We start from the raw sequence: 19,546 nt of genomic DNA, 5'->3' as shown, positions 1-19,546 counted from the left end.
CCAATATGGATTTAAGATTAGATAATGGTTGGCTGATCCGGCCGATTGGTGGCAACACCGGAACCGCATACATGGGGGTCAAAGAACAAAAAAAACTCTTTATCAAGCGTAATACTTCGCCTTTTTTAGCTGCTTTATCCTTAGAAGAGATTACTCCGCGACTAGTGTGGGCTAAACATATTTCCACGGGAGATACACTAACAGCGCAGGAATGGTTAAACGGCAGAAGCTTAACCAAAGAAGAAATGAAACAAACACGTGTGGCAAAACTACTCGCTCGTGTTCATCATTCTACGGTTCTGAGTAAGATGTTGCAGCAAGTAGGGGGAAGGTACATTTTTCCTGCTGAGTTAATAGAAAGTTATTTTCGTGAACTCAGTATTGAACTGGGGCAGCATCCGTTACTTGATAAAGTAGCTGGTAATTTACGGGCTCATCAGCCTAAGTTTGATTATCATGAATGCGAAGTGTGCCATGGTGACTTGAATCATAAAAATTGGTTGCTGTCTGATTCAAATCGACTTTATTTAGTTGATTGGGAATCTGCAGCTTTATCGGATTCAGCATTGGATTTAAGTATGTTAATGTGTCAATATGTCCCACGTAATGAATGGCAAGAGTGGTTAGCTGAAAAGTATGGAGCTCAGATAACGGTTGATTTTCAACGAAAGATTGATTGGTATTGCAAGGTTAATTTACTATTAGCTATCAAGGATAAGCATCAGCGTGGTCATTTCTTTGAGATGAACCAAGACATATTACAATTAGCTGAAATGATGAAATGAAGAGTAGGGTTAAAAATGCTATTATAAGGTTAGTGCTATTAAAAGAGATTTTATTTTTCAATTATAGATTATTAAAAAAGACTGTTTGCATCTAAAATTAGTAAAGGGCGGATGATTTGATTAAAATCACCCGTCTTTCATTCTGTCGAAAGGGCAGTTGAAGCTTATCGGATATTAATTTTAATATACATTTATACATTATTTTGGAGGAAAATATGCGTTTACGAAAAAAGCCATGGGCCGAGCCTTTGATCAAAGCCAGTTCTGAATTTATTGTCACTAAACCTGAAGAGTACCAATCAAAATGGCAAACTCGGTTTTCAAAAAAAGCTCCAATATATATCGAGATTGGAATGGGAAAAGGACGATTTATCATAGAAATGGCACAAAAACATCCTGAAAAAAACTTTGTTGGAATAGAGTTACAGACTACAATTACAGCTATTGCATTAAAAAAGCAGTTGGGACTCAGGCTTCCAAATTTGCAGCTGATCCGCGCAAACGGCAGCGGTTTAAACGAATACTTTGCACCCGCTGAAGTTTCTGGAATTTACCTGAACTTTTCTGATCCGTGGCCTAAAAAAAGACAGCGAAAAAGACGTTTAACATATCGTTCATTTTTAAAGCAATATAAAGAAGTTATGAAGCCAGAAGGAATAATTGAATTTAAAACAGATAACCGTGGGCTTTTTGAATACTCATTGGTAAGTATGAATAATTTCGGAATGTTTTTTAAAGAGGTATATCTAGATCTGCATGAGAGTCTTGAATTAGGTAAAGAAAATGTAATGACTGAGTATGAAGAAAAGTTCAGTAAAAAAGGACAGCCTATCTATAAAATAGAAGCTGGTTTTACTCCCAGGTCCATTAAGTGATAAACTGCCTTTAATTGGTCTTGGCACTTTTCAATATTCTATACGCTGCAGATTTAAAATACTGCCTGTTTTTATATCTGCACTGAATTCATAACACACAATTTGATGGTCTTCTAAACGTGACAGCCCACCTTGATAAACTTTGGTTTTGAGTGCGAATCTCTGAAAAGGCTTTGGCTTAGCAGATATCCATGAGTCTTGAATCGGGGTCTCATTTTGGAATGAACGTTTAACGTTCATCAATATCTCCCTAGGCGAAAGCGGTTCTCTTCTTTGGACTGCAGTACCTGCTTTAAGGCCGCCAATAAAACCTGTTAGAATTCCTAAAAATAATGGTAAAAGTTTATTTAGTGGAATTGACATTGGCACCAGCTCCCATCTTTAACTGTATTTTACTCATAAGTATAACACCAAGAATGTTGCTTGAACATGTCGAATGCTTTTAGAGCAGAGTACAGCTTGTTTTGTCTTTAAATGTTTTATAATAATTTTAGGAGATGTCAATAATTATGGAGATTTTAAAAAAAACTAATTTTAAAGGACTAGTTCAAAAGCTGCAAGAAGGTTCTTATGTTTTATTTTTTACTGCCGATTGGTGTCCGGATTGCCGCTTTATTAAACCTGCAATGCCGGAAATTGAGGCTGAATATGCTAATTATAAATTTATCCAAGTTGATCGAGATGAAAATATTGCACTTTGTCAGGAAATGATGATTCTCGGAATTCCAAGCTTTGTGGTTTATAAAGACGGCGAAGAACTTGCTCGTTTTGTAAATAAAGACCGTAAAACAAAAAAGCAAGTCGAAGATTTTTTGAATAGTGTAGATTAAATTCAAATACTAAGTATATTTAACGAAGGGGATTTTGATGTTGATTACCTGTTATAATCCCGCTCAATTAGGGGACGTACTAATTATATTATTGCGGCAAGATGTATCTGAGCAAGAAGTAAAGCGTAGTGGAGATATTGTCGAAATCAGTAGCAAAGAAAACGGCAGCGTTCTTGGCTTTAACATTTTTAATGTTTCTAAATATCTTGGAGATATTAAGGATCAAGGACAAATCTTCTTGAATACAGCCAAGCTTGCAAGCCTACAGAAACAGCTCAAGCTTGCGGGTTTTACTGAGCGGCTAAAGCTTGAAAAAGATTCGAAATTTGTAGTGGGTTATGTTGAAGAACTTAAAGATCATCCAGACTCAGACCATTTGCATATTACTAAAACAAGAGTTGCATCTGATACAACCCTTCAGATCGTTTGCGGGGCACCAAATATCGAAAAGGGCCAACTTGTAGTAGTCGCAAAAGTAGGAGCAATGATGCCGAATGGAGCGGTTATCTGGCCTGGAAAATTACGCGGGGTTGAAAGCGATGGAATGATTTGTTCTGCCCGCGAATTAAACTTACCGAAGGCTCCGCAAAAAAGAGGAATTATGATCTTGCCACCTGAAAAGTATCACATCGGGATGTCTTTTGAATTCAATTGATTCCTGCTGGTAGAGGTTTTTATGATAGAATAAGACTGCGTCAAAGCTTATGTTTTGCTGCAGTTTTTTTAGTTGAATATTTGCAATGATGTTGTACTTTATATTTTGCTTTTTAATTTTATCAACTATGCTGCAGTTGAACGTTTAAAGCCTTTAAAAACCAAGTAACAGTAATTTTGAGATTAATTTATTTCAAAAAATTTTTGTTTAAGCGTGAATTATTAATAACCAAATGGAAAGAAGTAATTTTCGCTAAGGCTTCACTTTTTGTTCTACCCAAAATTTATAATTTTTAGTGTTAGGATGAGTTAATTATGCAACATTATGACGGGCCAGCATTTTATCGTAAGATTCAGAAACAAACAAATAGAAAACAAGCACAGAAAAAAAATTTTTTTAACCGAACTAAAGAGGTCTACGCCGATAATAAGACTTCACAGCCGCTAATGAATGAAATTGACCGAAAAACAAGGGCTTCGGTGTTTAAGCCAACGTATGTTCCGCCTTCAGCTATTCATAAAGAAAGTTTTTCAAAAAGAATTTTGCGGTATCACAGAATACTTCAAGAGTTGTCAAAAAAACCTGAAAGTTTTTTTCTATTGTCAATGATGAATAGCAATAACGCTCAAAAAGAACTAATCTTGATGGATAATGGATCAGATGATCAAGGAGAGTCAAAGCGCTCAATTTTAGCATTGGCTAAGTCGGATTCTGAAATTTCTGATGATTTGGAGCAGGTACAAACTTCTGAAACTAAGGTTCGTTCACGAACCGATTTTAGTTCAGTAAACAAAAGTTTATCAAAAAGCAGTAATAAGGCTGCAGCTTCCATACCGGTACTGCATCAAGCTCCGGATGTAAAGCTTGACTCGTTCCCAACTAAACAAAATGAAAAGCGTAACAAAGTGTCAGAACTGCAAAAAAAGTTTCATATGCAGGAGCTGACTTTTAAGAGACAAGACGAGATAGTGGCTAATCAGGCTGAAAAGCATTCTTCAGGCCAAAAAACAGCTGTTGAACTTCGGCCAAGCAGTTTAAGTGAACCGCTGGTTTCAAATTTAAATCATGGATTAAGTAAAAAAACAGACAAAAAACAACTGCTAAATGCTGACAACTTGCTTAGACAGCAGACGAGTTACCGCTTTCCGGCTTCTTCTTTGCTTCCACGGGCAGTTATGGTTAGTGATCCATCGATGAATGAGTGGGTGCGCTCACAAAGAGATACTTTGAATGATTCGTTGCGCTCTTTTAAAGTTAATGCACAGGTTAATAGATGGACGATTGGGCCAGCTGTTACACAGTTTGAAGTTACATTAGGAAGAGGTGTCAAGGTTAGCAAGATTACTAATCTTGCTGATGACTTAAAGTTGGCGCTAGCGGCACGGGATATCCGCATTGAAGCTCCGATCCCAGGAAAAAGTAGCGTAGGAATAGAAGTTCCTAACTTCCGTTCACGTCCTGTAATGCTTTCTGAAGTTTTGGAATCTGACAATTTTAAAGAAAGTAGTTCTCCTTTGACAGTAGCTTTAGGTGTTGATTTATTTGGACGTGCCCAGGTCACTGATTTAAGAAAAATGCCTCATGGATTAATTGCTGGTGCAACTGGTTCTGGCAAATCTGTTTTTATAAATAGTTTGCTACTTTCTTTGCTTTATAAAGCGACACCTGCACAGGTTAAACTTCTGTTGATTGATCCTAAAGCGGTTGAAATGGCTCCTTACCATGATATTCCTCATCTGCTTGCACCTGTTATCTCAGATCCTCAAGCTGCATCAGCAGCCCTGAAGTGGGTAGTTCAAGAAATGGAAGAGCGCTATCAAAGGCTGGCTGCGGCAGGAGCCAGAAATATTGAAAGCTATAATAAAAAAGCTGACGATAGAAGAGATTACGGTTTGAAGATGCCTTACATTGTGATCGTTATCGACGAACTTGCAGACTTGATGATGATTGCATCTTCTGAAGTACAAGACTGTATTGCTCGTATTACACAAAAAGCACGTGCAGCGGGTATTCATTTACTGATTGCCACTCAAAGGCCTAGTGTGGATGTGATTACCGGTACAATTAAAAATAATATTCCTACACGAATTGCATTTATGGTCTCTAGTCAGGTAGATTCAAGGACGATTATTGATACTGCGGGAGCAGAAAGGCTGCTTGGGCGCGGAGATATGCTTTATTTGGGTAACGGTGCCAGTCAACCTTTACGTCTTCAGGGTACATTTGTTCAAGATGAGGTTGACAAAATTACAGAGTTCGTCCGTAGTCAAGGAAAACCACATTATGCATTTGACCCTGCCGGGCTGAAGAAAATGACGCAAGAAGCTCAAAATGAAGATCCGATATTTCCAAGGGTACTGGACTATATCGTAAATGAAAAGAATATTTCTACGTCTAAGCTGCAACGTGTATTTTCTGTTGGATACAATAGAGCAGCGAACCTGATCGATGAGTTAGAGCAAAAGCAATTTGTTTCACCGGCACATGGTTCAAAACCCCGGGCAGTTTTTTTAACTCAAAAAGAGTTAAGCAAATTAAGAGAATAATCACAGGGATAAAACTTAAAACATAGTGAATTAATTTTGTGGTAAACTTAGCGGTGATTGTAAAGTAGAAAAGAGAGGACTTTAGTATGGACACAGAAACTACTTATTTTTTTGTTGGAATCAAGGGCACGGGTATGAGCTCCTTGGCCCTTCTTTTGCATGACAAGGGGCTGAAAGTAACGGGCTCTGATATTGAAAAGTACACTTTTACTCAACGAGGACTAGAACTAGCAGGAATAAAAATTTTACCATTCAACGAAGAAAACATTAAAAAGGGACTTACAATTATAAAGGGCAATGCTTTTGGGGATGATCATCCTGAAATCAAACGTGCTCATGAACTAGGGTTGGAAGTCATTACATATCCTGATTTTCTTGAAAAGATCGTTGAAAATACCACCAGTATCGGAATTGCCGGAGCTCATGGAAAAACCAGTACAACAGGCTTGCTGGCCCATGTTTTGGGTGGTGTAGCTCCAACCAGTTATCTGGTCGGTGATGGTTCCGGTAAGGGAGTTCCGAATGCACGCTTTTTTGTTTTTGAAGCTGATGAATATCGACGCCACTTTGTTGCTTATTATCCTGATTATGTGATTATGACTAACATAGACTTTGATCATCCTGATTATTTTACTGGTATTGAAGATGTTTTTGATGCTTTTGAAACACTTGCAAGCCAAACAAAAAAGGGTATTTTTGCTTGGGGAGAGGATAAAAATCTTCGCAATTTAAAAGCAAATGTTCCAGTTCATTATTATGGTACACGCGAAAATGATGACTTCAGAGCTGTTAATATAAAGCGTACAACGAAGGGCTCATCATTTGATGTTTATTTACATGATGAATTTTTGGGCAACTATAAAATTCCGCTGTTTGGTGAGCATAATGTTTTGAACAGTTTGGCTGTAATTGCAGTTTCTTATTTTGAAAAGGTTGATCAACAGGAAATCAAAAATGAACTATTAACTTTTAAAGGTGTTAAGAGACGCTTTACGGAAAAATTTGTGGCAGACATGACCATCATTGATGATTATGCGCATCATCCTTCAGAAATTAAGGCAACGATTGATGCTGCTCGTCAGAAGTATCCAAATAAAAATATTATCGCTGTTTTTCAGCCGCATACTTTCAGTCGCACGATTGCATTAATGGATGATTTTGCTGCCAGCCTTAATCTTGCTGATAAAGTTTTTTTGACTGACATTTTCAGCTCAATAAGAGAACACGGCGGTAATGTTTCCAGCAGTGACCTAGGAGATAAGATTACAAAAGGCGGCGAAATTCTTAAGGTAGATAATATGTCGGCTCTACTTGATTACCATAATGCTGTTGTTGTTTTCATGGGGGCAGGAGATATCCAGAAGTACGAATATGCATATGAAAAACTTCTGAGTAGTTTAAGCCCTAAAAATAATTGATAATTAGATAACACTTTGAAACCTTAAAGAAGGTGTGCCAGTGGTCGCTGAGTTTGAGCATTGACTGTGAATTACGAACATAGTCTGAATTTGATTGTGAGTAAGCAGGTAAGTAAAAATCTGGCTATTGTTACACGTTAATTCGCATTACAGGTAGGGGGCTGGGTCAAGATATAATTTTGATTCAGTCCCTTTATTATTTAATTAAATAAGCTTTGAGCCTCTTAAGCATAAATAATACGAAATTTTATTGGAAAATAAGATATGCTGTTTGCAAATAACATAAAGATTGTAGACAAAATAAGAATATGCTAAAATACCTGTAAGACTATATGGAGGTGTCGATATATATGTCAGAAGATACTCATAGGCAAGGCAAAACGATAGATGAGTTATTTGAAGGAGATTCGCTGACTGTAAATGAAAGCATATCTGAACGAGATGTTATGCTGTACTTAGGAACGACGAATGATAATAATCCCTTGTATACTCAAGATGAATACGCCAAGAAGATGGAGTACAAAGGTGCTGTTGTTCCACAAGTACTCTTAATGGGAATTATTACCAGTTCAGTTTCAAAATTACTGCCTGGTCCTGGCAGCCTAGTGGTAAATTCATCAGTTAATTTTGTTTTACCAGTGTATCATAATGAAGATGTTACGTTTAACTTTGAAATTATCAAAGTTGATACTATGAAAGAAGTCGTAACTCTTTCTATAACAGGTAATAAAGAAAACGACCATCGTGTTTTAGATGCGGTTCTTATGGTGAAACCACCTAAAAAATTTTCTGCAGTTGATGGTTTAAATAAATTAGAGGTGAATATTTAATGAATAATGAACGCAGAGTTATTAATCAAGAACGTACTGGATTAAATGGATTTTTGGCAAAGATGTATGGTTTCATGGCAGGCGCAGTTGGCATTTCAGCTGTTGTAGCATATTTAATTAATAATGTTTATTACGAAGAAACAATGTCATATATGGCGCAACACAGATTTATGTTTTTCTTACTGATCGGTGTGCAGTTTTTGATCGCTCTTTCAATGTCTTTTAGAGCTGATCGCTCTCCTGTAATTACTGGAGCGGGTTTAGTCTTCTTTGCAGTAATTGAGGGACTGTTTTTTGGAATAATCCTCTCTGTTTATGCCGCTTCGGATGTTACTATGGCGTTTGTAGCTGCAGCAGCAGTTTTTCTTTCGATGGCTACAATAGGAACAGTAACTAAGCGTGACCTCTCAAAAATTGGAACACAGGCGCTTGCCGCTTTGATTGGGCTGGTAGTAGTTTCAATTATTAACGTATTCTTGCAAAGTACAATGATCCAATTTGTTTTTTCATTCTTCGGTGTTATTATTTTTACAGCATTGACAGCATGGGATGCCCAGAAATTCAAGCTTATCTATCAGCAAGCAGGTTCACAGGTTTCGCCAACTAACTTAGCTCTAATGGGCGCATTACAACTTTACCTAGACTTTGTTAACTTGTTCATCAGTCTTTTAAACATTTTTACAGGGTTTAATAGTAAATAAAACATTTTTAACATAGTTTTAATTGATCGGTATTCTGTAAAAGGAATACCGTTTTTTTGTTTTTAGTATTATACCGGAGCCCATCCTATCTACAAAGCAAAATGTTTGTTAAAATGAATTAGAAGATACCTAATAAAAGGAGTTCGGAAAATGAATATTAAAAAGAAGCTTTTATTGATCGATGGCAACAGTGTTGCTTTTAGGGCATTCTTTGCATTGCACCAATCATTGGATCGTTTTGTCAGTCATAACGGTCTGCACACGAATGCAATCTATGGCTTTAACACGATGCTGGATAGAATCATAGAAAATACGAACCCAACGCACACATTAGTTGCTTTTGATGCAGCGAAAGAAACTTTTCGAAATGCTAAATATTCAAATTATAAGGGCGGTCGTGCGAAAACGCCATCAGAACTTTCTGAGCAGTTGCCGTATCTTAAGAAACTTCTGGAAGCTTATGGTATCAAGAGCTATGAATTAATTGATTATGAAGCTGACGATATAATCGGAACTCTCGCAAAAAAAGCTGAAAAAGAAGGGTTTGAAGTAACGATTGTCACGGGCGATCGTGATTTGACACAGTTGGCTACTGACAGAACGACTGTATCAGTGACTCAAAAGGGAGTTAGCGAAACGGAAAGCTATACACCTGACCACGTTTTGCAGAAATACGGTATCACACCGGGACAGATTATTGATATGAAAGGCCTTGTGGGCGATTCATCGGATAACTACCCGGGAGTTGCAAAAGTCGGTGAAAAAACTGCACTTAAATTGCTCAAACAATTTGGAACAATTGAGAAATTATATGATAACCTTGATAAATTAAAACCTTCCAAAATGAAAGAACACCTTGAAGAAGATCAAAAAATTGCTTTTTTATGTAAAGACCTAGCGCGTATTCGTAAAGATGCTCCCATAACACTTACACTTAAGGAGCTCGAATGGAAGGGTCGGGATACAGCTAAACTGACCTCCTTTTACGAAGAAGTTGATTTTAAGAGCTTTTTAAAGAAATTAGATAGTAAAACTAAAAAAAAGAAACCGGAAAGTACAAAAATAGATTATACGGTTCTAACTGAAGATAACATTAACGAATTGAGTCTTTCTTTTAAAAACGGAATTTCTTTTTACCTTGAGATGAGTGGAGATAATTATCATTTGGCCCCTCTGGTTGGCTTTGTTATCGCTTATGACGGAAAATATTTTGTTTCCCGAAACTGTGAACTGCTAAAAAGCGAAAAAATCTGCAGTGCATTGGAAGATCCGGCTATACCAATTGATCTTTTTGATGGAAAAAGGACTTTTGTGGGTTTAGCACGTTTGAATGTTAAGTTATCAGACGTTGATTTTGATCTGCTGTTAGTTTCTTATTTGCTTAACGCTAGTGAAAATAGCAATGATTTAGGCAAGTTGGCGCAGTTGCACGATTATACTGATGTGAGTACAGATGAAGAAGTATATGGCAAGGGTGCTAAATATTTGATTCCGGAAGATGACCAAGTTTTTTTCAATCATCTTTGCAGCAAATTACAGGCAATTACTGCTTTAAAATCTCCTTTGTTAAACCAGTTAAAAGAAAATAAACAAGAAGAACTTTATATTAAGATGGAACGTCCACTTTCCTTTGTTTTGGGAAATATGGAGCTTGCTGGAATAAGAGTCGACCAAAATAGACTCGAGCAGATGGGTAGTGAATTTAAAGAAAGAATCGAAGAGGTTAAACTAGAGATCTACAACGAAGCAGGTGAAAAATTTAATTTGAATTCACCTAAGCAGCTTGGTGTAATTCTTTTCGAAAAACTTAAATTGCCAGTAATTAAAAAAACAAAGACAGGTTATTCTACTGCTGTAGGAGTACTGGAACAATTAAGAGGTATGGCTCCAATTGTAGATAACATTCTGAAATATAGGCAAATTGCCAAAATTCAATCAACCTACGTGGAAGGCTTATTAAAGTATGTTTCACCAAAAGACAGCAAAGTGCATACACGTTATACACAAACTTTAACTGCTACGGGCAGACTCTCTTCTGTAGATCCCAATTTGCAAAATATTCCTATCCGGCTTCCCGAAGGCAAAAAAATAAGGCAGGTTTTTGTTCCCCGCAAAGAAAACTGGGAGATTTTTTCTTCCGACTATTCTCAAATTGAGTTGCGTGTTCTTGCACACATCTCACACGATGAAAATATGCAGGCAGCTTTTAAAAGAGGGGCTGATATCCATGCGAACACAGCAATGCAGATTTTTGGGCTTGAGTCTGCAGAACAGGTTACTCCTAATATGCGCAGACAGGCAAAGGCAGTTAACTTTGGAATTGTCTATGGAATTAGCGATTATGGACTTGCACAAAATATCGGTATCTCACGCAAACAGGCCAAGGATTTTATAGATAGATATTTCAAAATTTTCCCAGGTGTTCATCAATACATGAAAAAAATTGTAGAAAAAGCACATAAAACTGGTTATGTAGAAACCTTGTTTAAGCGCAGACGGTATCTTCCCGATATTACAAGCAAAAACTTTAATTTACGTTCTTTCTCGGAAAGAACAGCAATGAATACGCCTATTCAAGGCAGTGCAGCAGATATTATCAAAGTTGCAATGATTAATATGCAAAAGATGCTGAAAAAAGAAAAACTTCAAGCAGTTATGTTGCTGCAGGTTCATGATGAACTGATTTTTGAGGCACCGCAAGAGGAGTTGAAAAAATTGAAAAAGCTTGTACCTAATGTGATGGATGAAGCTGTTTCTCTTGAAGTTCCCTTGAAGGTTGAAAGCTCTTCTGGTAAAACTTGGTACGATACAAAATAAATTTATAGTGAAATAGTAATGGATGGAAGGAAGAAATTAGTATGCCGGAATTACCCGAAGTTGAAACTGTCCGTCGGGGACTTGAAAAATTAGTGTGTGGTGAAAGAATTGAAAATGTCAAGATAATCTATTCCAAGACTATAATCGGCAATCCTGATGAGTTTCAAAAAGAGCTTTGCGGTCATAGATTAGAAAATGTTGGACGGCGTGGAAAATATCTTCTTTTTAATTTTGATAAGGGGCTTTCAATGGTTTCACATCTGCGTATGGAAGGAAAGTATTTTGTTGAAAGCCCTGAGCTGCCTATTGAAAAACATACACACATTGTTTTTCAATTATCGAATGGGCAACAATTACGGTATAACGATGTCCGCAAGTTTGGACGGATGCGTCTGATAAGAACTGATGAGCTTGCGGGTTTGCCGGCTCTTATGAAATTGGGGCCGGAACCCATCGTTGCTTCATTTGATAAAGAAGAGTTTTTTGAAAAGTTAAAGCACAAGAAAAAAATGATTAAGCCAGCATTGCTGGACCAAACTTTAGTTGCTGGTTTAGGTAATATCTATACTGATGAAGTTCTCTGGTATAGTAAAATTAATCCGCAAACACCTGCATCTCATCTTGATAGACAAGAGGTTTCTTTATTGCATGATGAAATCATTAAGGAACTAAAGCGTGCGATAGCTGCTGGAGGAACGACTGTTTTCACTTATACTGATACCTTTGGACATGCTGGATCTTTTCAGTCTCAACTTCACGTATATGGCAAAAAAGGACAACCGTGTGAGCGTTGCGGGACCTTACTTGAGAAAATCGTTGTGGGACAACGCGGTACAACTTTTTGTCCAGCTTGTCAGAAGGTGAGGTAAGTGACATATGTTTTGGGTTTAACAGGTGGGATTGCTTCTGGTAAGACAACTGTTAGCCGTTTTTTGCGTGAAAAGGGCGCCATAATAATAGATGGAGACTTGGTTGCGCGACAGATCGTAGAAAAGGGGACCGGCGGGTTAAAGCAAATTAAAAAAGCTTTTGGGGCTGAAGTTATTGCAAAAGATGGACAGTTGGCACGTAAAAAACTAGGAGAAATCGTTTTTGCAGCCCCCCAAAAACTTGCCAAATTAAATTCAATTACTGCTCCTTTAATCCACAAAAGAATACTTTGTTTAATCAAGTATTATCGAAATAAGCAAGTTAAGCTGTTAGTTTTAGATATACCGCTTTTATTTGAAGGCGGGTATGAAAAATACTGTAACAGTGTAATGACCGTTTATGTAACGAAGACACTTCAAATGAAACGGTTGATGGAACGTGACAAGCTGAGTTCGGAGCAAGCAAAAAAAAGGGTTGCTTCTCAATTGCCCACATTTGAGAGAAACAAACGTTCCCAAATTGTGATTGATAATACTAAAGAAGTTGAAGAAACACTGTCACAAGTGCTAAAATGGCTTATAGTAAATGGGTTTGTAGAAGAAGTATAGAGATTTTAATGAGGTGAAAAATATGAAATGTCCCCGCTGCCATCATAATGGTTCGCGCGTTGTTGATAGCCGGCCTGCAGATGGTGGGCATGTAATCAGACGCCGTCGCGAGTGTGAAGCTTGCGGTTTCCGTTTTACGACTTTTGAAAGAGTAGAAGCAACACCGCTTTTGGTCATTAAGAAAAATGGAACACGTGAAGAATTTAATCGCGAAAAAATTCTTCGCGGAATTATTCGGGCTGCAGAAAAAAGGCCAGTCGGGATGGATGAAATCACACGAATTGTTGATGACGTCGAAAACAAGATTCGCTCATTGGGTGAAAATGAAGTTTCCAGCCAATTAATTGGAGAATATGTCATGGGATTGCTGGCAGATGTTGATGAAATTTCTTACATCCGTTTTGCTAGTGTTTATCGTCAGTTTAAAGATATGAAGGTGTTTTTGAAAGAATTAAAAGAAATGATGGCACGAGATAAAAAGAATAAAAAAGAAAATGAATCCGATGAATAACAAAGGAAGTGTTAAGCTTGATGATTGTTAACAACAGCTTTTCTCCCAAAGATGGATTCATTGTTTTTTCTCATCAAAAATTGCTTGCAAGTGATACTGAGATAACCGTTAAGCTCTATCAACCGCTTATCGGCGCAGTTTCATTTAGTTTATATTCCTTGTTACGAACACTGGTGTCTAAAGATGTTATCCTTTCAAATCGCAGGATGCATGCAACCTTACTTGAATTACTTGACATTGGAACTAACACACTATACGAAGCACGCTGTAAGCTTGAAGCGAGTGGGCTCTTACGCACTTATGAGCAAAAAGATGAACTGGGAAAACTTGCAATTTATGAATTGCAACCGCCGCAGCTACCTGAAAGTTTCTTCAGAGATGATTTATTAAGAACACTTTTATTAGAGACTGTAGGGGAACGACAGTTTCAAGAACTCTATCATTACTTCTTTAATACTGAATTCAAACATCAGCATGCTGTAGAAACTACAAAACATTTTCTAGATGTTTTCAATATTCAACCTCAAACACTTCAGCAAACTGCTGAGGCTTCTAAGAATCTTGCTAAAAATATACAGCTGCCAGCCTTAACGTGGAAAGAGGTCGGGTTGGACCGTAGTTTTATGGTGTCACTGCTTGAACACTCATTTATTGACAGTAAGCAAGTTTTAAACAATGAAAAAAAGTTATTTGCGGCTCATATGGTTTATGGTTTTGACGAATTGATGCTCATCAGCCTTTTGGAACAGTCTGCTGATGTAGGAACTAATAAAGTTGATTTTGAACTTTTTCAAAGACTCGCTCAGCAAAGTAAACGGTCTTTAAAAGGCGATAAGAAGATAAAAAAAGATTTTCAACAAGTGGATGTTGATAAATCAAAGAAAGAACAGTTCCTTAATAAAGAAGATATCAGCCTTTTAAAGGCCTGTAAAGCGTATACGCCTGCAGATTTTTTGCAGGTTTTAAAAGAAGAAAAGGGCAGTTCTGCAACTGCTTCAGAGTTGCATACTTTAGAAACAGCAGCACAAAAAAACACGTTTTATCCTGCAATGATCAATATTTTGATTCATTACATGATGATAGACAGAGAAATGACATTGTTAAATCGTAACTTTTTTGAAGCGGTGATTTCTGATTGGGAGCAAAAGGGAATTACCACACCAGAACAGGCAATGAGTCAAGTTCGCAACTTCAATATGCAGAGAAAACAAAGAAAGGTGTCTGGACCGCAAAATATGAGAAGAAGGCAGCCTAAAATCATTCAAAAAGAAACGCTGCCGGATTGGGCAAAAGATGGAGCTGATTTAACACAGCAATCTAAATTTAGTGATGAAGATCGTCAAAAACTAAAAAAACGGTTAAGTAGGTTCAAGAAAAAAATGTAAGTAATTCAGGCAATTACTGAAAAATGAAGGAGGCGAAAAAATGAAGAATGTAGGGGATGAATTTTCACAACAGCTGAAGAAAAATAATTGGGCAAAGGACTATCAGCAGCTTATTCGGGAAGCTTTTGCTGATCAGGAAGTTAAGCAGTTTCTTAATGAAAATAAAGAACAGTTATCAAAAAGCGAGCTTTTACGCAGCGCAAGCAAAGTTTATGAATTTGTAACTGTTAAGAAGAGATTGGAAAAAGGGGAAGAAGTGCCGGTACCAGGTTATAAACCGAAACTGGTCTTGAATAACCATCTTATTGAAGTGGCATATGTTCCCAGTGAGCAGCTTTTAGCTTCAAAAAAACAACAGGAGATACGTTCACGTGTTCATTCGCTTAATATGCCTAAAGCAATTAAAGCTGCACAGTTATCTGATTATGATCTGAATGGACGCGAAGAAGTTGCAGCTGCAGCAGGCAATTTTATTGAGGAGTATATTACTGATCCTCGAAAGTTTATCCAAGGAATGTATTTGCAGGGAAGTTTTGGTGTTGGGAAAACATTTTTGCTAGGAGCAATTGCAAACGGTTTGGCAGAAGAGGGTTTTCATTCCACGCTTCTTCATTTTCCTTCTTTTGCTGTTGAAATAAAAAATGCAATCAGCGATGGGGGCACACTTACGATGATTGAAAGTGTTAAAAAAGCTCCTGTTTTAATGCTGGATGATTTAGGAGCAGATCAGCTTTCTAGTTGGTTGCGAGATGATGTTTTGGGAGTGATTCTGCAATATCGTATGCAAGAGGAACTGCCTACTTTTTTTAGTTCAAACTTGTCTATGAAAGAACTGCAGGATCAGTATTTGACAATCAACAATAGGGGAGAGGCCGAGCCACTTAAAGCGCGGCGCATCATGGAAAGAATTCGCTTTCTTGCTAAGGAATATACGGTCATTGGCAGAAATCGAAGGTTATCTTGATAGATAAAGTTGGTCTTGAAATCATAAAAAGATAGTGGTTTAATATTAGATGTTAGTTGTGAAAGTTAAAGTGCTTATAATTAAAGGGATGAACAGCATTAACTGAAAGCTGTTCAGTTAATTAAGCTTACCGCTTTTACTTATTTTTCCAATGAAAAGTTGGAACGGGTTGTTTCGTTAACGATGTTATGAGCAAGCTGTTTTAATGCAGCTTTAAAAATTTGGGTGGAACCGCGTTACTGACGCCCCTAATGTGTTGAACAGGCACATTAGGGGTTTTTTATTTTATGAGGAGGTTTTAGAAATGACGGAAAAAGTTAAAATTAAATTTCCAGATGGAGCAATTAAAGAATTCGACAAGGGGACAACGACAGAAGTAATTGCAAAGTCGATTAGTACAAGCTTGGCTAAAAAAGCTGTAGCAGGAAACTTTAACGATAAGCTTATCGGCTTTGATGAGCCGCTTGAAGAAGACGGAAAGCTGGAAATAATTACTAAGGAGACTCCCGAAGGCGTTTCAGTTTTATGGCATACCGCTGCTTTAGTTTTAGGAGCTGCATTAAAGGATCTTTATCCAGAAATAAGCTTTGGACAGGTTCAAGAAACAGAACATGGTTTCTATATTGACACTGATAATGGGAAGAAACAAGTTGCAGAAACTGATTTTGAAAAGCTTTCTCAGAGGATGAAAGCTCTTGTAAAGCAAAACTTGTCTTTAAAGAGAGAAGTTTTAAAACAAGCAGATGCTTTGAAGCTTGTTACAGGCGATCGCTACTTGTCTGAACTCGTTAAAGATGAAACTGTTAATGGTAAAGTACAGGTTTATAGACTAGGTAATTTTACAGCTGTTTCAAATGATGTTTGTCTTCCGCAAATAAGTAACGTTAAAAACTTCCAGCTTCTGTCAGTTGCTGGTGCATACTGGAAAGGCGCTTCAAGTAATCCAATGCTGCAAAGAATTTATGGAACAGCATTTTTCAAGCAGAAGGACTTGGAAGCTGAATTGAAAAGACGTCAAGAAGCTCGGGAACGAGACCATCGTGTAATCGGAAATGAACTTGATCTTTTCTTCGTAGATCCTAAAGTTGGTGCTGGTTTACCATACTGGATGCCTAAAGGAGCAACTATCCGCCGGACAATCGAGCGTTATATTATTGATAAAGAGGTTTCACGCGGCTATAAGCATGTTTACACACCAGTATTGGCCAACTTGGATTTGTATAAACAATCAGGTCACTGGGATCACTACCGTGAAGACATGTTTCCGCCGATGGATATGGGTGATGGAGAGATGCTTGAATTGCGGCCAATGAACTGTCCTTCACATATTCAGATTTATAACCACCATATTCGTTCATACAGAGATCTTCCTTTACGAATTGCAGAACTTGGAATGATGCACCGTTATGAAAAATCTGGGGCTTTAACAGGACTTTCACGTGTGCGCGAAATGACGCTTAATGATGGTCATACTTTTGTAACTCCAGATCAGATTGAAGAAGAATTCAAACAAACACTGCAACTCATGGTTTCTGTCTATGCGGATTTTGATATCAAGGACTACCGTTTCCGCTTGAGCTACCGCGATCCTAAAAATACACATAAATATTTTGCTGATGATGAGATGTGGGAAAAGTCTCAAAAGATGTTGAAAGCAGCAATGGATGATCTAGGACTTGATTACTTTGAAGCTGAAGGGGAAGCTGCTTTTTACGGTCCTAAGCTTGATGTACAAACGAAAACAGCTCTCGGCGGAGAAGAAACACTCTCAACAATTCAGCTCGATTTCTTGTTACCTGAAAAATTTGATCTGCATTATATCGGTGCTGATGGTGAAGAGCACCGTCCTGTTATGATTCATCGTGGAATAGTTTCAACAATGGAGCGTTTCACTGCCTACCTGACAGAAATTTATAAAGGCGCATTTCCAACTTGGCTGGCACCTCAGCAAGTAACTATCATCCCTGTAAAGAATGACTTGCATGAAGAATACTGTGATAGGCTACGTGATCAGTTACTTGCACATCATATCCGGGTAGAAATTGATAACCGTAATGAAAAGATGGGATATAAAGTTCGCCAGGCACAAGTAAATAAGATCCCTTACATCTTAGTTGTTGGGGATAAAGAAGTTTCTGAAAATGCGGTTTCAGTTCGTCGTCATGGGGAAGATAAAACTGTGGAAATTTCCGCTGCTAAGTTTATTCAAGAAATTTTGGCTGACATTGAAAGCTACAGTCGTTCTGACAAGTAAAGAGATTATTTCTTGACTCTTCTAGTAATAATTGCTATACTTTAAAGGTTGAGAAAAGCAGAAGCACCCGCTTCTCGCCTAGTGGACGTTTTAGTTCGCGGGCATTGAATAATTGATTTCAAATTATGAAATAACGGTTTGCGGGTAGTTTTTGTTAACTACCCGCTTTTTCTGTATTTTCTCTTAAATTTAATGGAGGTGAAATACCATAGCAGTTGATAAAATGGTAAACGAAGGCATTCGAGCACGTGAAGTGCGGTTAATTGCCAGTGATGGTTCCCAGCTTGGGGTAAAAACCAAACAAGAAGCACTACGGTTAGCAGAACAGGCTAGTCTTGATCTCGTTTTAGTTGCACCAAAAGCTAAACCACCTGTTGCCAGAGTCATGGATTATGGAAAGTATCGTTTTGAGCTGCAAAAGAAACAGCGTGAAGCAAGAAAGAATCAAAAGATTGTTAATGTTAAGGAAGTACGTTTGAGTCCTACTATTGATGTAAATGATTTCAATACTAAGATGAAAAATGCACGTAAGTTCCTTTCAAAGGGAGATAAGGTCAAAGTTTCCATTCGTTTTAAGGGTCGTGCAATCACGCATAAAGAGATTGGTTACGATGTCTTGAACCGGTTTGCAAAGGCAACAGAAGATGTAGCTTCTGTTGAATCAAGAGCAAAGATGGATGGACGCAGCATGTTTATGATGTTAGCGCCTAAAGCTGAATAAACAGGCTTTTTAACATTAGGAGGAAGAGTATTATGCCAAAACAAAAAACACATCGTGCATCAGTAAAACGTTTTAAGCGAACAGGAAATGGCGGATTGAAGCGTGCTAATGCTTATACAAGCCACCGCTTTCATGGAAAGACGAAAAAACAGCGTCGTCAATTACGTAAGGCATCGATGGTGTCTAGTTCGGATATGAAACGGATCAAGCAAATGTTATCTCAAGTTAAATAATTTTTGTTTGCTTTTCGATTAATTTTGATGAGAGCCTAAAATGAAGGCTTGGTATGCAAGCAAGTGTTATTTTAAAGCGCTTCTTGTAAGATAAGGGAGGAATTTTCATGCCACGTGTTAAGGGTGGAACAGTTACGCGTCAACGTCGTAAGAGAATGATCAAGTTAGCAAAGGGATATCGCGGTTCAAAACATATTCAGTTTAAGGTTGCTAAGCAGCAGGTAATGAAGTCTTACCAATATGCTTTCCGTGATCGTCGTAAGACAAAGACTAATTTCCGCAAATTGTGGATTGCACGTATCAACGCAGCTGCTAGAATAAATGATATCAGCTATAGTAAATTGATGCATGGCTTGAAGCTTGCACAAATTGATGTTAACCGTAAAATGTTGGCTGATTTGGCAATTACTGATAGTACAGCATTTACAGCAATCGTTGAAGAAGCAAAAAAGGCGTTAGCAAAATAGTTGTAGGTTAGAAAAGAGGGTCTAGGGCAAATGTCTTTTTTGTCCTAGGCTTTTTTTGAAGGCTGTTTGCTGGGAT

At 37.6% G+C, this 19,546-nt stretch carries 19 protein-coding genes and 1 other annotated feature; of the genes, 18 read left to right on the top strand and 1 reads right to left on the bottom strand.

Going from position 1 to position 19,546, the window contains the following annotated elements:
- Window positions 1-5 precede the first annotated feature (5 nt).
- Window positions 6-785, top strand: a complete 780-nt coding sequence (locus FD46_RS08440) for a phosphotransferase family protein (protein WP_057896711.1) — start codon at window positions 6-8, stop codon at window positions 783-785.
- 215 nt (window positions 786-1,000) lie between these two features.
- A complete protein-coding gene (gene trmB, locus FD46_RS08435; protein ID WP_057896710.1) occupies window positions 1,001-1,660 on the top strand; it encodes a tRNA (guanosine(46)-N7)-methyltransferase TrmB in 660 nt (219 codons plus the stop codon).
- Window positions 1,661-1,690: 30 nt separating this feature from the next.
- On the opposite strand, the gene FD46_RS08430 is transcribed toward trmB, so the two are convergent.
- Window positions 1,691-2,023: a hypothetical protein gene (locus tag FD46_RS08430; RefSeq protein ID WP_057896709.1), complete on the bottom strand. Its 333-nt coding sequence runs from the start codon at window positions 2,021-2,023 to the stop codon at window positions 1,691-1,693.
- A 146-nt stretch (window positions 2,024-2,169) separates the two neighbouring features.
- Here FD46_RS08430 and FD46_RS08425 point away from each other — a divergent pair, with 146 nt between their 5' ends.
- The 16 genes from FD46_RS08425 (at window position 2,170) to rplT (ending at window position 19,470) form a co-directional block, all read left to right on the top strand.
- On the top strand, window positions 2,170-2,490 hold the full coding sequence (locus tag FD46_RS08425) for a thioredoxin family protein (protein ID WP_057896708.1): 321 nt from the start codon (window positions 2,170-2,172) through the stop codon (window positions 2,488-2,490).
- A 37-nt stretch (window positions 2,491-2,527) separates the two neighbouring features.
- Window positions 2,528-3,145 carry a YtpR family tRNA-binding protein gene (gene ytpR, locus FD46_RS08420; protein WP_057896707.1) on the top strand — a complete coding sequence of 206 codons (618 nt, stop codon included), beginning with the start codon at window positions 2,528-2,530 and terminating at the stop codon, window positions 3,143-3,145.
- A gap of 314 nt (window positions 3,146-3,459) precedes the next feature.
- The gene (locus FD46_RS08415) at window positions 3,460-5,691 is read left to right on the top strand and encodes a DNA translocase FtsK (protein WP_057896706.1); all 2,232 of its coding nucleotides are present in this window, start codon (window positions 3,460-3,462) and stop codon (window positions 5,689-5,691) included.
- An 86-nt stretch (window positions 5,692-5,777) separates the two neighbouring features.
- Complete coding sequence (gene murC, locus FD46_RS08410) at window positions 5,778-7,109, top strand: UDP-N-acetylmuramate--L-alanine ligase (protein ID WP_057896705.1); 1,332 nt, start codon at window positions 5,778-5,780, stop codon at window positions 7,107-7,109.
- Between the two features lie 350 nt (window positions 7,110-7,459).
- A complete protein-coding gene (locus FD46_RS08405; RefSeq protein WP_057896704.1) occupies window positions 7,460-7,939 on the top strand; it encodes a MaoC/PaaZ C-terminal domain-containing protein in 480 nt (159 codons plus the stop codon).
- Entirely contained in the window at window positions 7,939-8,640 is a 702-nt protein-coding gene (locus FD46_RS08400; RefSeq protein WP_057896703.1) for a Bax inhibitor-1/YccA family protein, read from the top strand. The genes FD46_RS08405 and FD46_RS08400 overlap by 1 nt, the downstream gene beginning before the upstream one ends.
- 150 nt (window positions 8,641-8,790) lie before the next feature.
- The gene (gene polA / locus FD46_RS08395; RefSeq protein ID WP_057896702.1) at window positions 8,791-11,457 is read left to right on the top strand and encodes a DNA polymerase I; all 2,667 of its coding nucleotides are present in this window, start codon (window positions 8,791-8,793) and stop codon (window positions 11,455-11,457) included.
- Window positions 11,458-11,498: 41 nt separating this feature from the next.
- Window positions 11,499-12,326 carry a DNA-formamidopyrimidine glycosylase gene (mutM, locus tag FD46_RS08390; protein WP_057896701.1) on the top strand — a complete coding sequence of 276 codons (828 nt, stop codon included), beginning with the start codon at window positions 11,499-11,501 and terminating at the stop codon, window positions 12,324-12,326.
- Window positions 12,327-12,935: a dephospho-CoA kinase gene (gene coaE, locus FD46_RS08385; RefSeq protein ID WP_057896700.1), complete on the top strand. Its 609-nt coding sequence runs from the start codon at window positions 12,327-12,329 to the stop codon at window positions 12,933-12,935.
- Window positions 12,936-12,957: 22 nt separating this feature from the next.
- The gene (gene nrdR / locus FD46_RS08380) at window positions 12,958-13,446 is read left to right on the top strand and encodes a transcriptional regulator NrdR (protein ID WP_057896699.1); all 489 of its coding nucleotides are present in this window, start codon (window positions 12,958-12,960) and stop codon (window positions 13,444-13,446) included.
- Between the two features lie 20 nt (window positions 13,447-13,466).
- Window positions 13,467-14,831 carry a DnaD domain protein gene (locus tag FD46_RS08375; RefSeq protein WP_157047111.1) on the top strand — a complete coding sequence of 455 codons (1,365 nt, stop codon included), beginning with the start codon at window positions 13,467-13,469 and terminating at the stop codon, window positions 14,829-14,831.
- Between the two features lie 40 nt (window positions 14,832-14,871).
- On the top strand, window positions 14,872-15,795 hold the full coding sequence (dnaI, locus tag FD46_RS08370) for a primosomal protein DnaI (RefSeq protein ID WP_057896697.1): 924 nt from the start codon (window positions 14,872-14,874) through the stop codon (window positions 15,793-15,795).
- A 304-nt stretch (window positions 15,796-16,099) separates the two neighbouring features.
- On the top strand, window positions 16,100-18,049 hold the full coding sequence (thrS, locus tag FD46_RS08365; protein ID WP_057896696.1) for a threonine--tRNA ligase: 1,950 nt from the start codon (window positions 16,100-16,102) through the stop codon (window positions 18,047-18,049).
- A 49-nt stretch (window positions 18,050-18,098) separates the two neighbouring features.
- Window positions 18,099-18,229: a sequence feature (ribosomal protein L20 leader region), on the top strand.
- A gap of 43 nt (window positions 18,230-18,272) precedes the next feature.
- Window positions 18,273-18,770 carry a translation initiation factor IF-3 gene (gene infC / locus FD46_RS08360; RefSeq protein WP_057896695.1) on the top strand — a complete coding sequence of 166 codons (498 nt, stop codon included), beginning with the start codon at window positions 18,273-18,275 and terminating at the stop codon, window positions 18,768-18,770.
- Window positions 18,771-18,802: 32 nt separating this feature from the next.
- Window positions 18,803-19,003, top strand: a complete 201-nt coding sequence (gene rpmI / locus FD46_RS08355) for a 50S ribosomal protein L35 (RefSeq protein WP_057896694.1) — start codon at window positions 18,803-18,805, stop codon at window positions 19,001-19,003.
- Window positions 19,004-19,110: 107 nt separating this feature from the next.
- Window positions 19,111-19,470, top strand: a complete 360-nt coding sequence (rplT, locus tag FD46_RS08350) for a 50S ribosomal protein L20 (RefSeq protein ID WP_057896693.1) — start codon at window positions 19,111-19,113, stop codon at window positions 19,468-19,470.
- Window positions 19,471-19,546: the final 76 nt, after the last annotated feature.

Origin of the sequence: Liquorilactobacillus oeni DSM 19972 (assembly GCF_001436275.1) — a bacterium.
GTDB classification, from domain to species: Bacteria; Bacillota; Bacilli; order Lactobacillales; family Lactobacillaceae; genus Liquorilactobacillus; species Liquorilactobacillus oeni.
Note: the sequence above shows the minus strand (reverse complement) of the source record. Positions and strands in the feature narration are given on the sequence as shown.